Genomic DNA, 15,502 nt, shown 5'->3' with positions numbered 1-15,502 from the left:
GGTTGTCCGCCCGACCCCGGGGCCCCCAGCGCGGGCAGCCCCCGGTGCTGCCTCCTGCCGGGGCTCCTCCGCGCGGCGGATGCCCGGGACCGCCGAGAGAGTGGGCAGCACGACGGCGACATCGACGCGGAGCGAACGCCGTGCCACGGGCGTCTCCCCCGACCCACCATCGTCACCCTGACGTGCCGAACTCGGTAACAGGGTCAACAGACTCCCGGTATTGAGGCCAGCGGGCGTGTGCTCCCGCTCCACCGAGTCCGGGCGCGGCCGCCAGGAAGGTGTCGAGCACTCCGTCGGCGACGCGGACCGGGCCCTCGGGGCGGGTCTCGCCCGGGATCGTGCGGATCCGCCTGGCCTGCCCGGCCAGCGACGACGCCTCGGCGAACCACTGCTCGGCCTGCTGGGTGTTGCCGTCGAGCCGGGCGCCCAGCGCGTCCAGGGTGCGTTCGAACGCGCGGCCCCACAGCGCCAGCGCGTCCAGCCACGGCGCGCAGTCCGCCACGAAGCCGCGGTCGGCCACGCCCGTCCTGATGGTGGCCGACGCGGTGGCCAGCAGCTCCGCGGAGGGGCGCAGGGCGTCCAGCGCCACCCGCCGCCGTCCGGCGTCCCAGTCGGTACGGAACCGGGCCAGTCGGGCGGCCAGTTCGGGCGCCTGGGGCTGCCAGGGTTCGGCGCCGAAGGTGGGCGCGAGGTGCTGGGTGTCGAAGAAGGACAGCAGCGCGGGCACGGTGGTGGCGTCCGGATCGTCCCCGGCCAGGTATGCGGCGGCGGCCCGCCAGGTGCGGTCCGGGTCGTACCCGGTGTCGTTCCAGGCGAAATCCGCCCCGCCGAACAGGGCGACCTTGCTGGCGGCGGCCTGGTTCATCGGGTTGAGGACCAGACCGGAGAGCTGCTGGTGCAGACCGGGCTCACGGGCGTCATACGGGGCGAGCAGCAGCCGGCCCTCGGCCTGGCCGTAGTCGTTGACCGGGTAGTTGTCCCAGACGAACACCTTGCGCCCCCAGACTGCGGCGGCCCGCGCGGCGTCGGCCACGGTGATCCGCGGCGGCACCACCTCAGTGCCGGTCCACATGACCTCGACCCGCGGGTCCAGCCGCTCGCGCAGGGTCCGCTTGTACGCGGTGTCGGTGACATCGCCGTACTCGGTCGGCACCATCTGGAGCGGCGCGGTGCCCTCATGGGCGCCCAGGAACTCCTTCTGCACCCGGTTCAGCAGATCGGCCTGCGCCTCGGCCGCGGTCCGCTGCGAAGGCTCGCCGTAGGCGGCGCGGTCGGCAGCGCAGTTCCACCGGGTGTAGCTGATGTCGTCCAGCGGCACCGAGAAGCTGCGCACCCCGAGGTCGTACATCGCCCCCAGCTTGGCCTGAAACGCCGTGAACTCGGCGGGATCGCTGTAGCACAGGGACATGCCCGGGGAGAGGGCGAAGGTGAACCGCACATGGTGGCCGGCGGCTTGCCGGACGAGCTCGCCGAGCTGGGCGAGCCTGTCGGCCGGGTACGGCTCGCGCCACTTCTCCCGGTGGTACGGGTCGTCCTTGGGCGCGTAGACGTACGTGTTCATTTTGACGTCCCCGTAGAACGCCAGCTGGTCCATGCGCTCGGCGTGGGTCCACGGGCTTCCGTAGAACCCCTCGATCACCCCGCGCAGCGGCATCAGCGGATGATCCACGACCGACACCGAGGCGATCGCATGGGTGCCGGTGACCAGCTGACGCAGCGTCTGCGCCGCATAGTACGTCCCGTCGGCGTCCGCGCCCGCGAGCGCCACCGCGGTACCGCTCGCGGCGAGCGCGTACCCTTCCGCGGGCAGTTCCTCGGGCACCCGGCCCCCGGCGGCCCGCAGCGCCTCCGCGATCTGGGCGTCGGCGATCCGCCCGACGGTCACCGTCAGCCCCGGTCCGGAGCCGCCCCGCAGACGCTGCGCCCCCGCCCGGCGCAGTACGGAGGCGACGAGCTCGCGCGTGGGCCTGTCCACCCCGTCGCCATAGACCACTCGCACCTCGGCAGGCACCGTGACGTCCGGGCCCAGCCGGGCCATCGCCTGCGGACGCGGAACGACGGACGGCAACGGGCCCGACGCGCCCGCCGGCGCGGCCCCGGCGGCGGTGGCAGCGGGGGTGGGCAGCAGCAGCCCGAGGAAGGTGAGGAACGCGATCAAAACGGCCAGGGGGCGGGAGCTATGGCGCATGGGACATCTCCTCCGTGGCGTGGCGTGGCGTGGCGTACGGCGGCGGTGCACGACGGTGACACGTGGAGCGGAGTGAGCGGCGGGGCGGGGCACGGTGCCCGGTGCGCGGCTTTCCGGAAACACATACCCACGGCCCGGGACCGGCAAATCCCGGCGCGGCCGTTCGAAGTGGCGCGGACGGCGGAGCGGGACGCCTGGCGTCGATGGGGTGACGGCGCGTCAGCACTGGCTCGTCGGCAATCAGCTCGGTCCGCACTCCGCTGCCTGCGGCCGCCACGGCCAGGGCCGACGCGCTGCCTGCCGGAGGATTCCTGGTGGCGCACGATGCTCGTAGTGCGTTCGGGGCGCGGCGCGTGCCCGTGAACTCAGCGGAGGTAGCAGCCTGGCATGTTCTCGCCAGGATGCTCCCATACCCTTTACTCGCGGGCGAGAAAATCAAGGGGGTACAAAACTCTCCCTGTCACAGGCATAACTCGCGATGCCAGACTCCCCGCATGGACGGCCGCAGCAAGGGCGCGCGGTCGCCCGGCTCTGCGGCGACGACGATCCCGCCTCCTGCGGTGCCGCTCTGTACGACTTACCCGTCCGTGATGCGAAGGCGTGCGTATGCCCTCTGAACTCCCTGAATCTGCTGTACCTCCTCCCACCGGATCCAGCGAGTCGTCCTCGGCGCCCAGCCGGCGCACCTTCATCGCCACCAGTGCCACGGTCGGTGGTGCCGTCGTGGCGGGTGGTGTGATCGGAGGGACGTTCCTGGCCGGCCAGGAGGAGGCGGCTGCCGCGGGGGCGACCCCCTCCAGCCGTGTCTCGCTGACGGTCAACGGCACCCGCCGGAGTGTGACGGTGGACAACCGTACGTCGCTGCTGGATCTGCTGCGCGAGCACTTCGACCTGCCCGGCTCGAAGAAGGGCTGCAACGCCGGGGCCTGCGGCGCGTGCACCGTGCTGGTCGACGGCCACCGGGTCAACTCCTGCCTGACGCTCGCCGTCCGGCTGGAGGGCGCCGAGGTCACCACCATCGAGGGACTGGCCGACGGCGACGAGTTGCACCCGCTGCAACAGGCGTTCATCGACCAGGACGCCTTCCAGTGCGGCTACTGCACCCCCGGCCAGATCCTCTCCGGCGTCGGCTGCATCCAGGAGGGCCACACCGGTTCGCCGGAGGAGATCCGGGAGTGGATGAGCGGCAACATCTGCCGCTGCGGCTGCTACGTGAAGATCGTGCGCGCGGTCGAGCAGACCGCGGGCCGGAAGTGAGGAACGGCCTGTGCATCCCTTCGCCTACACCCGCGTGTCCGACACCCGGGAGGCCCTCAACGCCGGTCGCCGCGGCGGACGTTACATTGCCGGGGGCACCACTCTGGTCGACCTGATGCGCGAGACCGTGGAGCGCCCCGAGGAACTGGTCGACATCTCCGGCCTGCCGCTGCGCGAGGTCGCGGTGACCGAGGGCGGGGGCTTGCGCATCGGGGGGCTGGTGCGGATGGCCGAGGCCGCCGCCCATCCCAAGGTGCGCGTTCTGTACCCCGTCATCTCCCGGGCGCTGGAGTTGAGCGCCTCGGCCCAGCTGCGGAACATGGCCACCATCGGCGGCAACATCATGCAGCGCACCCGGTGCGCGTACTTCCGTGACGTGACGGCCGACTGCAACAAGCGCCAGCCCGGCTCCGGTTGCGCCGCGCTGCACGGCTTCAACCGCAGCCACGCGATCCTCGGCACCTCCGAGTCCTGCGTGGCCACCCACCCGTCCGACGTCGCGGTGGCGTTTGCGGCCCTGGAGGCGACCGTGCACCTGCTGGGACCGGACGGGGAGCGTCAAGTCCCCGTCGCCGACTTCCTGTTGCGGCCGGGCAACACCCCCCAGCGCGAACAGGCCATCAGCCAGGGTGAGTTGATCACCGCAGTGGAGATCCCCGCGCTCCCGCGCCCGCTCAAGTCCCGCTACCTGAAGGTGCGCGACCGGCAGTCGTACGAGTTCGCGCTGACGTCGGCGGCGGTCGCGCTGCACATCCGGGGTGGGGTGATCCGGGAGGCGAGGGTGGCCGCCGGAGGGGTCGGCACCGTGCCGTGGAAGTTGCCCGAGGTCGAGCGGCACCTCGTCGGTGGGCGTCCCTCCGAGTCGTTGTGGGCGGCCGCCGCCGCGCGGGCCGCGGACGGCGCCCGTCCCCTTCGGCACAACGGCTTCAAGGTCGAGCTGCTCAAGCGCACCGTCGAACGCCAGCTGCGCATCGTAGGAGGTACCAAGTGAGCCCCCAGCCGCAGGCAGCCGTGGGCGCGCCGCTGTCCCGGGTGGACGGTCGGCTGAAGGTCACCGGCAAGGCGCGGTACGCCGCCGAGCATGACGTCGAGGGTGCCGTGCACGCCGTCATCGTCGACGCGAGCGTCGGACGCGGCCGCATCACGTCCATCGACACCCGCGCTGCCGAAAACCACCCGGGCGTTCTGCGGGTGATCAGCCACCGCAACGCCCCGAAGCTGCCGTACCGCGACAACCCCGGGTCCAACAACCCGGCCGGGCGGCGGCTGCGGGTCTTCCAGGACGACCGGGTCCTCTTCCACGGACAGCCGGTCGCCGTCGTGGCGGCCACCACCCTGGAGGCCGCGCAGCACGGCGCGAGCCTGGTGAAGGTTGGCTACGACGCCGAACAGCCCTCGACCGACCTCGCCAAAGCCGAGCCGAACGAGCCGACCCGTTACGCGCGGGGAGACGCCGACGCGGCGCTGCGCGACGCGGCCGTACGACTGGACCTGACGTACCGCACGGCGCGCAACCACCACAACCCGATGGAGCCGCACGCCACCATCGCCCGCTGGGACGGCGACAAGCTCACCGTGTGGGACAAGACCCAGTGGGTGGTGGGCACGCAGACCGAGCTCGCGGCGGTGTTCGGCCTGGAGATGGACGCGGTGCGGGTCATCTCGCCGTTCGTCGGGGGCAGTTTGGGCACGGCGCTGCGCTGCTGGCCGCACGTGGTCGTCGCCGCGCTGGCCGCCCGCGAGCTGAAGCGTCCGGTCAAGCTCGTTCTGAGCCGCAGGCAGATGTATCTCGGGACCGGCTTCCGCCCCTCGTACGAGTACCGCCTGCGGCTGGGCAGCGACGGTCGAGGCCGTCTGAGCGCCGCGGTCCACGAGTTGGCCGCCGAGACGTCGTCGTACGAGCAGTTCACCGAGTCCATCCTGGCGGCCGGGCAGATGCTCTACAGCATGCCCAACGTCAGCCAGGCGTACCGGCTGGTGCCGCTGGATCTGCCCACGCCGCTGTACATGCGCGGCCCCGGCTTCCAAACGGCCTCCTTCGTGATCGAGTCGGCCATGGACGAACTCGCGCACAAGCTCGGCATCGACCCGATCGAGCTGCGCCGGCGCAACGAGCCGAACGAGGACGAGTCCAACGGGCTGCCGTTCTCCACCCGTCGGCTGCGGGAGTGCTACACCGCCGGCGCCCGGGAGTTCGGTTGGCATCGCCGCGACCCCAGGCCCCGCTCGACACGCGACGGGGACTGGCTGATCGGCCTGGGCATGGCCGCCGGTGTGTACGACACCGCACGCTTCCCGGCCCAGGCCCGCGCCCGCCTGGACGCCGACGGCACCGCGCTGGTCACCGCCGCCGCCAGCGACATGGGGCCGGGCACCTACACCTCCCAGACCCAGGTCGCCGCCGACGCCCTCGGGCTGACCATGCGCACGGTCACCTTCCGGCTCGGCGACTCCCGCTACCCGCCGACCCCGCCGCACGGCGGCTCGATGACCATGGCCAGCGTCGGATCCGCGGTGCTGGACGCCTGCGACCAGGTGCGGCAACAGGCGGTCAAACTGGCCGTCGAGGACCGGGAGTCACCGTTGTACGGGGTCAACGCCGACGATGTCGTCGTACGCGGCGGTCGACTGCACGTGAAGAACGCCCCGGCCCGCGGTGAGACGTACGAGCGGTTGTTGGCCCGGAACAACCGCACCCACCTGGAAGCGGACGGCTCCTTCGCCCCGCCGTCGGGGCCCGGGCGACACTCCTTCTACGGCTACAACGCCACCTTCGCCGAGGTCGCCGTCGACGCGACACTTGGGCTGGTGCGGGTTCGACGCGTGCTCGGCGTGTACGACGCGGGCCGCATCATCAGCCCCAAGCTCGCCGACAGCCAAGCCCTCGGCGGCATCGTGGGCGGCATCGGCACGGCCCTGCTGGAGCACACGGTCACCGACCACCGCGACGGCCGGATCGTCAACGCCAACCTCGCCGACTACCTCGTCCCCGTCAACGCCGACATCCGCGATCTCAAGGCCATCTACCTGGACGGTGAGGACCGCGAGGCCGACCCACTGGGCGTCAAGGGCCTCGGTGAGCTGGTGATGATCGGCGTGGCGCCCGCCATAGCCAACGCGGTCTTCAACGCCACCGGCCGCCGGATCCGCGAGCTGCCCATCACGGCCGAGGCGTTGCTCTGACTCAGGGCCGCCCCACGGCGGCCCGCCTCTCCTTGCCCACGGCGAACCACGGAGAAAATCCATGCTCAACATCGCGGACACACTGCACCGCTGGTGCCGCGAGGCACGCCCCTTCGCCCTGGCCACCGTCGTCGACGTGCACGGCAGCGCACCCCTGCCGACCGGCACGTCGGTCGCGGTGGACGAGGGCGGCAACGCGGTCGGCAGCATCTCCGGCGGCTGCGTCGAGGGCGCGGTCTACGAGCTGTGCCGACAGGTGCTGCACGACCAGGGGCCACCCCAGCGTGCCCGGTTCGGCTACTCCGACGACAATGCCTTCGCCGTCGGCCTGACCTGCGGCGGCGAACTCGACGTCCTCGTACAACGCATCGCCCCCGCGGCCCAGCCGCAGCTCGCCGCGGCTGTCGCCGACGTCGTCCACGGACGGCCCGTTGCCGTCGCACAGGTCATCGACGGTCCTCACGACCTCATAGGCTCCACGCTGAGCGTCCTCGGTGACGGCAATGCCACCTACGGAAACCTGACCGGCGAGCCGGTGGACAGCCTGGTAGCAGAAGAGGCCCGGGCACTTCTGAGGGCGGGCCGCACCGCCCGCGTCAGGGTCGGCGGGAACGGGAACGGCTGCCCCGAACCGCTGACCGTCCTCGTCCACGTCCACGCCTCCCGCCGCCGCATGCTGATCTTCGGCGCCGTCGACTTCGCCGCCGCCCTCAGCCAGGCAGGCCGCTTTCTCGGCTACCGGGTCACCGTGTGCGACGCCCGCCCCGTCTTCGCCACCCCCGCCCGCTTCCCGCACGCGGACGAGGTCGTGGTCGACTGGCCCCACCGCTATCTGAAACGCACCCAGGTGGACGCCCGTACCGCCGTCTGCGTCCTCACCCACGACACCAAGTTCGACATCCCCCTGCTGCGACTGACCCTCGGCATGCCCGTCGGCTACGTCGGAGCGATGGGCTCCCGGCGCACCCACGGCGAGCGCCTCCGTCTGCTGCGCGCGGCCGGGGTCGGCGAGGAGCAGCTGGCGCGGCTACGCTCCCCGATCGGCCTCGACCTCGGTGCGCGCACGCCGGAGGAGACGGCGGTCTCCATCACCGCGGAGATCCTCGCCGCCGGCAACCGGGGAACCGGCCTGCCCCTGTCCGACCTGTCCGGCCCGATCCACCGCACGCTGCCACAATCCCAGCTGACGGAGGCGGCGGGCTGAGCCCGTGGTCACTGCCTGTCCGGCAAGGCCGGCCGCAACCCGTACGACAGGGATCTGCACGGCCTGCCGGGGCACAGCGGCGGGTCGTGCGGCGGCAGTGCCTATCGGGCGACGTAACCGCCGTCGACGGGGAGGGCGACGCCGACGACGAAGCCGGCACCGGGACTGCACAGCTACAGGACGGCTTGGGCGATCTAGTCCGCGGTGCCGAGGCGGTTGAGGGGCTGGTTGGCTTCGGCTTCGGCACGGTCGAGGTGTCGATGGTGCCGGGGCAGGCGGCGTTGATGCGGATGCCGCGCGGGGCGTATTCGAGGGCGGCGCTGGTGGTCAGGCCGATGGCTCCGTGCTTGGAGGCGTGGTAGGAGGCGCGCCCGGGGAGGCCGACCAGGCCCCCGAGGGAGGAGCAGTTGACGACTGCTCCGCTGCCCTGGGCCCGCATGTGCCGCAGGGGTCGACCGCGGCGGCGACCTGCTGTTCGTCAGTGACGTCGCAGGTGAGGGCCAGGACGCGGTGGCCGGCGTCGGTGAGCTTCTCGGCGGCTGTGGCGAGAGCGGCTTCGTCGACGTCGGTGAGGGCGACGGCGACACCGGCTTCGGCGAAGGCGCGGGCGCGGGCGGTCGCCAGGCCCATGCCGGAGCCGGCTCCGGTGACGAAGGCGACCTGGCCGGTGAAGTCGTAGGTGGGGTTCATCGCGTTCTTCCCTCCTCACGGGCGTGGGCTGCGTGGTGCCGTCAACGGGGTGCCGGTGTCCGGGCGGGGTTCGTCGGTCTGCTCGGGGGCGGGGGTGCGCCGGGCCACGATCCGTGTCGTGGTGGAGGCGCCGCCGACGGTGAGGGCGGTCAGCGGCAGCAGGGTGAGTGCGGCGATACCGGCGCCGACCAGGGGTGGTCCGATCAGGCCGAGGGAGGACTCCAGGGCCGTACCGGCGATCGCGGATCCGGCGGCGATGCCGGTGTTGAAGGCCGAGGTGCTCAGGGCCGAGGTGAGGGTGGGGGCGTCACCGGCGAACCGCATGGCGAGCGCTGTGACGACCGGGTTGACCGTGAATCCGGTCAGGCCCATGAGGAAGACCAGGACCGTGGCCGTGACAGGGTTGGCGGACAGGGGGATCAGCAGAAGGAGGACCACGGCGGTCGCCGCGGCGGCGGTGAGAGTGGTGGCCATCGGGCGGTGGTCGCCCAGGCGGCCGCCGGTGGTGGTGCCGCCAAGGGCGCCGAGGCCGAAGGCGATCAGGACGAGCGGTACCGCGCCTGCGGGGATGCCGGCGCGGTCGGTCAGCAGCGGGGTGATGTAGCTGTACGCCGCCAGGACGCCGCCCATGATGCACATGGCCGCGCTCAGCGCCAGCCACAGCCGGCCCTGCCGCAGCGCGCGGACCTCGGCCCGGAGGGGCACCTCGGCACGCCGCTCGTGGGCGGGGAGGAAGCGGCCGATGAACACGGCGGCGAGCCCGGAGAGAGCGGCCAGGGCCCAGAAGGGGCCGCGCCAGCCGGTGATGTGGCCGGCGAGGGAGCCGACCGGCACGCCGATGACGTTGGCGAGGGTCAGACCGCCGATCATGACGCCCATGGCGCGAGCGGCGTTCCGCGGCCCTGCGGCGGTGGTCGCGACGACGGCGCCGACGGACCAGAACGCCCCGGTGGCCAGGGCGGTGACGACCCGGGCGGCGAGGACGACGGTGAAAGAGCCGCTCAGAGCCGCGGCCACATGGCCGAGGCAGAAGACCGTCAGGGCCAGGATCAGGGTCCGGCGCCGGGGCAGACGCAGGGTGGCCATGGCCATGGCCGGCGCGCCGACGATCATGCCGATGGCGAAGGCGGTGATCAGCAGGCCGGTGCGGGAGACGCTGACGCCGAGGTCGGCGGAGAGCTCCGGCAGCAGGCCGGCGACGACGAACTCGGTGGTTCCCATCAGGAACGTGCCGGCGGCGAGCACCCAGACGACGAGGGGCAGCTTGCCGGGAACGGTCCCGGACGCGGAAGACATACGTGTGTTCTTTCCTTGAGAGGCAGAAAGAGGGCAGATGGGGAGAGATCTCTCCCCATCACTGGTTTACGAGGGGGAGGGTGAGCGGTGGGCCCAGGTCAGGAAGCGGCTTCGATGGTGAGCTTTTCGGCGGTGGCGAGGCGCTCGGTGCCGCCGTCGCCCAAGCGGCCGAGGAGAACCAGGCCGGGGGCGGGGTCGGGCGTGCCGTCGCGGTAGAAGAGGGCCAGGTTGCCCCAGGGGGCGTAGTAGGCCAGGTCACCGGCCTTGGCGGCGGCCGCGTCCGGCGCGCCGGCGGTAGACAGCCGGCGGGGCAGATCGGCGATCCTCTCCGTCCGGTGGAAGTCGCTCAGGTTCAGGGTGAGCGGGAGCAGGGTGGCGAGGTCGCGGGCGGTGGTGCTGTCGTTCAAGGTGGCGTCGACCTGGTGGCCGTCGATGGTGAGCCGGATGTTCATGGCGGTGTTCCCGACGGTGTTCCTGGCGGTTTTCCTGGCGGACGGTGTGAGCGGTGGCGGATCTGTCGGTGTCCGCTGGGACGCGGAGGCCGGGGAGGTCCGGGAGGTTGACGGCGAGTCCTCCGTACAGGCGGTCACGGCCAGCAGCAGGGAGGCGGCCGGCATGGCCCGGGTGAGGACGCGAAGGGCGGCCGGGGTCATGGGCATCGTCCGGGGTCCTCAGTCGGGCATCGGCTCGGCGTAGTGGCGGAATCCGTCCCGCTCGAGGTGGATGTCGTACAGGCGCCGGGCCAGCACGCCGGGGCTGCTGTGCTCGGCGTCGGGACGGATGGCCCCCGGGATGATCAGCTGCGCGGCGTGGATGTTCTCGGGTGCCAGGACGTGGTGGAGCATGCGGACGTACGCGCTCTCGGCGGCGAAGGCGATCGAGGTACCGGCCCGCTCGGGGTGCGGGCGTACGGCGCTGCCGCCGTTGACGAACAGCAGGGTGCCACGGCCCAGGGCGCGCATGCCGGGCAGGACGGCGTTTACGCAGGTGACCGGGGATTCGACGGAGAAGGTCAGGGGAGCGTCGAGGTCGTCGGCAGTCGTGTCGAGGACCGGCTTCATGAAGTCGGCGCGGGGCACGGGGCTGTACTGGAGGATCTCGATGGGCCCCAGGGCGTCGGCCGCCGCCCGCAGGACCGCGGTGAGAGACGCGGGATCCAGGACGTCGGCCGCGAAGCCGCGGGCCTGGATGCCGTCGCGGGCCAACTCGGCGGACAGTTCCTCCAGATGCTGGGCGCTGCGGGAGACTAGGGCGACGGTGTGGCCGGCGCTTCCGAAGCGCCGGGCGGTGGCAAGCCCCAGGCCGGGGCCGGCACCGACGAGAGCAAAAGTGGTCACGATGACTCCTTGTACGAGACAGGGGCTGCTTGTACGAGACAGGGGCCGCCCGGGGCCGGGTATCCGCTGCCCGGCCCCGTATGCGGGACGGTCGGCCTCAGGGCTTCAGCAGGGCCTTGATGGCGCGGCGCTCGTCCATCGCCTTGTAGCCCTCTGCGACCTGGTCCAGGGGCAGGGTGAGGTCGAAGACCTTGCCCGGATTGATCCGGCCGGACAGGACCCGATCGATCAGGTCGGGCAGGTAGCGGCGTACGGGGGCGGGCCCGCCACGCAAGCCGACGTGGGAGAAGAACAACTCCTGCCCGTCGATCGCGACCTCGTGGGGGACGCCGACGAAGCCGACGTTGCCGCCGGGCCGGGCGGAGTGCAGAGCCTGCCGCATGGCCTCGGCGGTGCCGACGCACTCCAGCACCGAGTCCGCGCCGATGCCGTTCGTCAGCTCCTTCACACCGGCGACGCCGTCCTCGCCGCGCTCGGTGACGATGTCGGTGGCGCCGAACTCCCGGGCCAGCTTCTGCCGGGACTCGTGGCGGCTCATGGCGATGATCCGCTCCGCGCCGAGCTCCTTGGCGGCGATGACACCACACAGGCCGACCGCACCGTCACCGACCACGACGACGGTGGAGCCGGGCTTGACCTCGGCGGCGAGAGCGGCGTACCAGCCGGTGCCCATCACGTCGGAGACGGCGAGCAGGCCGGGCACGAGATCGCCGTCCGGGTGCTCGTCGGTGGCGACGAGGGTGCCGTGCGCGTTGGGGATGCGGACGTACTCGGCCTGGCAGGTGCTCATGAACTCCCGGTTGAGACAGCTGGACTGCCAGCCGTTACGGCAGTTCGCACAGGTGTTGTCCGAGGTGGCGAACGAGCCGACCACGAACTGGCCCGGCTTGACGTTGGTGACCTCGCTGCCGGTCTCCTCGACGAGGCCGACGTACTCGTGCCCCATGGGGTGCGGGTCGCCGATCGACTCCAGACCGCGGTACGGCCACAGGTCCGAGCCGCACACACAGGTGGCGACCGTGCGGATGACGGCATCGGTGGGCTGGAGGATCTTGGGGTCCTCCCGGTCCTCGAAGCGCACGTCGCCGGGGGCATGGATGACTGCTCCGCGCATGGGTGGTCTTCCTTCACTGCAGTGCTCTGGCGGGTGGCGCGGCCGTCACGCGCGTACGGCCGCTACGGTCGAAGGTCACACGCGGCGGCAGGCGTGAAAAGCGGTGAAATTCATCCGGGGAGGGAAACATCCTGGGAGTAATTCCTCCCCCCTTGTTCCGGGACGATCGGTGTCATGCTGGGCGGCATGACGGGCAATGTTCCTCTTAATGAGCTGGGAGAATTCCTCAAAAAGCGCCGCTCCGAGCTGAGCCCGCGCACGGTCGGCCTGCCCGACACCGGCCGCCCCCGCCGGGTGGCCGGGCTGCGCCGCGAGGAGGTCGCCCACCTCGCCAGCATCAGCACCGACTACTACACCCGGCTCGAACAGGGCCGCATACAGGCATCCGCGCCCGTCCTCGACGTCCTCGCCCGCGTCCTCCACCTGGACGACGACGAACGCGGCTACCTCTTCCAGCTCGCGGGCAAGACCACCACCCGCGCCCGCCGCCGCGGCAGGCAGAAGGTCCAGCCGCAGTTGCAGCGGGTCCTGGACGACCTCACCGCCACCCCGGCCATCGTGCAGGGCCGGCGCGGCGACATCCTGGCCTGGAACGCGTTGGCCGCCGCCCTGGTCACCGACTTCTCCCGGGTCCCGGAGAAGCACCGAAACTACCCGCGGATCCAGTTCACCGACCCGGCCATGCGCACCCTGTACGCCGACTGGGAGACCTCCGCCCAGATCGCCGTGGCCCAGCTGCGGATGGAAGCGGCGAAATACCCCGAGGACCCTCGCCTGATAGAGCTGGTCGGTGAGCTGTCGATGCAGGACGAGCAGTTCGCCCAGTGGTGGGGCGACCACCGCGTCGCCGCCCGGACCGTCGGCACGAAGACCCTCAACCACCCGGTCGTCGGGGAACTCGTCCTGGACTGGGACACCCTTACCGCCAACACCGACCCCGACCAGCATCTGACCGTGTGGACCGCCATGCCCGGCTCCCCCACCCACGAGCGGCTGCGCATCCTCGCCTCCTGGGCCGCCGACCAGCATCTGTCCCCGTCGCAACCACTCAGCTGACGACGTCGGCTGCCCAGGTTCGGGAGGCCCTGAAGAGGTATCGGTGAGCCCCGGGCGCTGAGCGGCCTCGGGAGTCGCGGGGCAGGTCTCATCCCGTGGTGAGTACGGTCCGTTGCGTACCGTCTTCCGCTGGCGGCGCGCTCCCCTGCGCCGTGCGCCCGAGCATCCGCCATGCCTCAGCGTGTCGTCGCCATCGGTTCCCGCAGCGGGCTGCGCGCCCGGCCCGCGACCGTGTTCGTCCAGACCGCCGTCAAGCATCCGGTCAAGGTGACCATCGCCCGCGACGGCCGGGACCCCGTCGACGCGCGGAGTCTCTTGTCCGTGCCGGCGCTGGGGGCCGGCCACGGCGACTCAGTGGTGCTGGCCGCCGAGGGGGACGGCGCGGAGGCCGCCCTGGAAGAACTGGCCGCCCTGCTCAGCCGCGACCACGACGCTCAGAAAGAGGGATAACACCCGGAAGCGACCTCGGCGACAGCCGCTCGGCCCCTCCCCCGGTACCCCCGGTTCCTGCTGTCCGCTGTCGACGGGCAGCAGGAACGAGCCGCCGCCCTCGCGGCGGCGGCGCCTCCGGTCTCGCCTCCCTATCGCTTACGAAGCGAGGTCACCGTGAACACGCGTCCGCGCAGTGCCCTGCCCGACACCCGACTCGTCATCTTTGACTGCGACGGAGTTCTGGTGGACACCGAACGCATAGGTCCCGAGGTCGTGGCAGACATGGCCGCGGAAGTCGGCTGGACCCTCACCCCCGCGCAAGTACGGCACCGTTTCCTCGGCCGCCCCGAGTCCTATCTGTACGAACAGGTTCGCACCCATGCCACCGCCCCCGTCGACCTCAGCTGGCTCGATGTGCTGGAGCGGCTGGGATCGTCCGCGCGATCCGTGGCCGTCCCCCTGCACGAACGTCAGCAACTCCACATCGGCGGAAAGGCCATGCGCTACGAAGCCCCGCAGTTGATGACTTCTTGGGACACCCTCTACCGCGCGCTTCGCGATCCGCTCACCGAGGTGTGCTACCGCCTGGACAGCTCGCTCGCCCGTGTGCGGGTGGAAGGCCATGACGTCACGGCTGAGGAATCGGCTACGCGAAGACTTATCGACCCCGCTGCGCTTCCCACGTATGCGGGCTACGTGGCCTGGCGCGGACTGGAATCCGAATCCCGAGTGCCGGACGATCTGCTGGAGCTTCTTTCGAATCGATTCACCTTCTTCGGTTCACGTGGCATGCAAATGCTTTGCTATCTGGTTCCAGGGCCCAACGGCGAGCTGGAGGAAGGGGGCTCAGCGAAGTTAGTGGGGGTCGGGCTGGCACAGCGCTCCACTTGGCCATTCGGAGACACGGCCGTCTCGGCCGGCCCCACGGCTGGGTCAGCCCGGCTTGACCGCCAGCGTCGCAAAATAGTTCGACATGTATTGAGCGGATGCGTTGGATTGGTGCGGCGCTTCCGCGAAGCCGGTGAGGACGAACCCCGCGGCGAGTTGCCCGCCGATCTGGTCGGTGAGGGTGTGGCTGTATTCAAGAGGGGCATCCGCGCCGAACTTCGTGGCGCGTTCCTCGGCGGAGTACTGCGTGACATCGCTGTAGGGCAGCTTGTGCACGACGATCAGCTCGCCGCGCTCGTCGAGCGCCTCGTGGTCGAACAAGTACACATCAGGGTTGAGGAAGCCCACGAGCAGGGTTCCGCCCGGTCGCAGGATGCGGAAGCACTCACGCCACACCGGTGCCAAGTCTGGTACGAATAGGTTAGAGACCGGATGGAATACGACGTCGAATGTTGCCTCGCCGAAGGCGCTGAGGTCGCGCATGTCGCCTAGGACGGTGCGCAGCTCGAGTCCGTCGCGCGCCGCCACCATCTGGTCCTGGCCGAGCTGGCGGGGTGAGTTGTCGAATACGGTGACCCGCGCCCCTGCGGCGGCGAGGATCGGACCCTGCTGGCCACCGCCGGAGGCCAGGCACAACACGTCCTTGCCGGTCAGGTCCGTCGGCAGCCAGGAGCGGTCGACTGGCTCACGCCCGATGAGAACAATCGACCAGTCGCCCATGCGGGCGCGCTCGACATCCTCAGCACTCACCGGCCTCGACCACTCGTTGCCCTCTTGGACACACTTGTCCCAGGCTGCCCGATTGTGGGCAACGGGGTCGACAACAATGTCCTGCACGTTTAACTCCCTGCTACAGC

General features: G+C 71.1%; 12 protein-coding genes and 2 pseudogenes. 7 read left to right on the top strand and 7 right to left on the bottom strand.

Annotation, left to right across the window (positions count from 1 at the left end; genetic code table 11):
* Positions 1-172: 172 nt before the first annotated feature.
* Positions 173-2,188 (bottom strand): beta-N-acetylglucosaminidase domain-containing protein, encoded by a 2,016-nt coding sequence (locus tag ACWY4P_RS48115; RefSeq protein WP_456207107.1) that lies wholly within the window; start codon positions 2,186-2,188, stop codon positions 173-175.
* Between the two features lie 606 nt (positions 2,189-2,794).
* Between ACWY4P_RS48115 and ACWY4P_RS48110 the strand changes: the two genes are divergently transcribed.
* From ACWY4P_RS48110 to ACWY4P_RS48095, 4 genes are all read left to right on the top strand, one after another.
* Positions 2,795-3,445 (top strand): (2Fe-2S)-binding protein, encoded by a 651-nt coding sequence (locus ACWY4P_RS48110; RefSeq protein ID WP_456207106.1) that lies wholly within the window; start codon positions 2,795-2,797, stop codon positions 3,443-3,445.
* Positions 3,446-3,455: 10 nt separating this feature from the next.
* Positions 3,456-4,436, top strand: coding sequence for an FAD binding domain-containing protein (locus tag ACWY4P_RS48105; protein WP_456207105.1), 981 nt, complete (start codon positions 3,456-3,458; stop codon positions 4,434-4,436).
* On the top strand, positions 4,433-6,628 hold the full coding sequence (locus ACWY4P_RS48100) for a xanthine dehydrogenase family protein molybdopterin-binding subunit (protein ID WP_456207104.1): 2,196 nt from the start codon (positions 4,433-4,435) through the stop codon (positions 6,626-6,628). The genes ACWY4P_RS48105 and ACWY4P_RS48100 overlap by 4 nt, the downstream gene beginning before the upstream one ends.
* A gap of 61 nt (positions 6,629-6,689) precedes the next feature.
* Positions 6,690-7,832: an XdhC family protein gene (locus ACWY4P_RS48095; protein WP_456207103.1), complete on the top strand. Its 1,143-nt coding sequence runs from the start codon at positions 6,690-6,692 to the stop codon at positions 7,830-7,832.
* A gap of 101 nt (positions 7,833-7,933) precedes the next feature.
* Here ACWY4P_RS48095 and ACWY4P_RS48090 read toward each other — a convergent pair.
* The 5 genes and pseudogenes from ACWY4P_RS48090 to ACWY4P_RS48070 all read right to left on the bottom strand — a co-directional run bounded on the left by ACWY4P_RS48090 (position 7,934) and on the right by ACWY4P_RS48070 (position 12,269).
* Positions 7,934-8,522, bottom strand: a pseudogene (locus ACWY4P_RS48090) (SDR family NAD(P)-dependent oxidoreductase).
* A 15-nt stretch (positions 8,523-8,537) separates the two neighbouring features.
* A complete protein-coding gene (locus tag ACWY4P_RS48085; protein WP_456207102.1) occupies positions 8,538-9,818 on the bottom strand; it encodes an MFS transporter in 1,281 nt (426 codons plus the stop codon).
* A gap of 98 nt (positions 9,819-9,916) precedes the next feature.
* Positions 9,917-10,477 (bottom strand): cyclophilin-like fold protein, encoded by a 561-nt coding sequence (locus tag ACWY4P_RS48080; RefSeq protein WP_456207101.1) that lies wholly within the window; start codon positions 10,475-10,477, stop codon positions 9,917-9,919.
* A gap of 12 nt (positions 10,478-10,489) precedes the next feature.
* Positions 10,490-11,155, bottom strand: coding sequence for an SDR family NAD(P)-dependent oxidoreductase (locus ACWY4P_RS48075; protein WP_456207100.1), 666 nt, complete (start codon positions 11,153-11,155; stop codon positions 10,490-10,492).
* A 97-nt stretch (positions 11,156-11,252) separates the two neighbouring features.
* A complete protein-coding gene (locus ACWY4P_RS48070; RefSeq protein WP_456207099.1) occupies positions 11,253-12,269 on the bottom strand; it encodes a zinc-dependent alcohol dehydrogenase family protein in 1,017 nt (338 codons plus the stop codon).
* A gap of 174 nt (positions 12,270-12,443) precedes the next feature.
* Between ACWY4P_RS48070 and ACWY4P_RS48065 the strand changes: the two genes are divergently transcribed.
* The 3 genes and pseudogenes from ACWY4P_RS48065 to ACWY4P_RS48055 form a co-directional block, all read left to right on the top strand.
* A complete protein-coding gene (locus ACWY4P_RS48065; protein ID WP_456207098.1) occupies positions 12,444-13,325 on the top strand; it encodes a helix-turn-helix transcriptional regulator in 882 nt (293 codons plus the stop codon).
* Between the two features lie 171 nt (positions 13,326-13,496).
* Positions 13,497-13,775: an HPr family phosphocarrier protein gene (locus ACWY4P_RS48060; protein WP_456207097.1), complete on the top strand. Its 279-nt coding sequence runs from the start codon at positions 13,497-13,499 to the stop codon at positions 13,773-13,775.
* A 264-nt stretch (positions 13,776-14,039) separates the two neighbouring features.
* Positions 14,040-14,540 (top strand): annotated as a pseudogene (locus tag ACWY4P_RS48055) (hypothetical protein); the annotation flags it as partial.
* A 150-nt stretch (positions 14,541-14,690) separates the two neighbouring features.
* Here ACWY4P_RS48055 and ACWY4P_RS48050 read toward each other — a convergent pair.
* Positions 14,691-15,482: a class I SAM-dependent methyltransferase gene (locus ACWY4P_RS48050; RefSeq protein ID WP_456207096.1), complete on the bottom strand. Its 792-nt coding sequence runs from the start codon at positions 15,480-15,482 to the stop codon at positions 14,691-14,693.
* Between the last annotated feature and the right edge of the window lie 20 nt (positions 15,483-15,502).

The sequence above is a fragment of the Streptomyces sp. LZ34 genome (genome assembly GCF_053890475.1).
The sequence above is the reverse complement of the archived record's forward strand: the minus strand, read 5'-3'. Positions and strand labels throughout refer to the sequence as shown.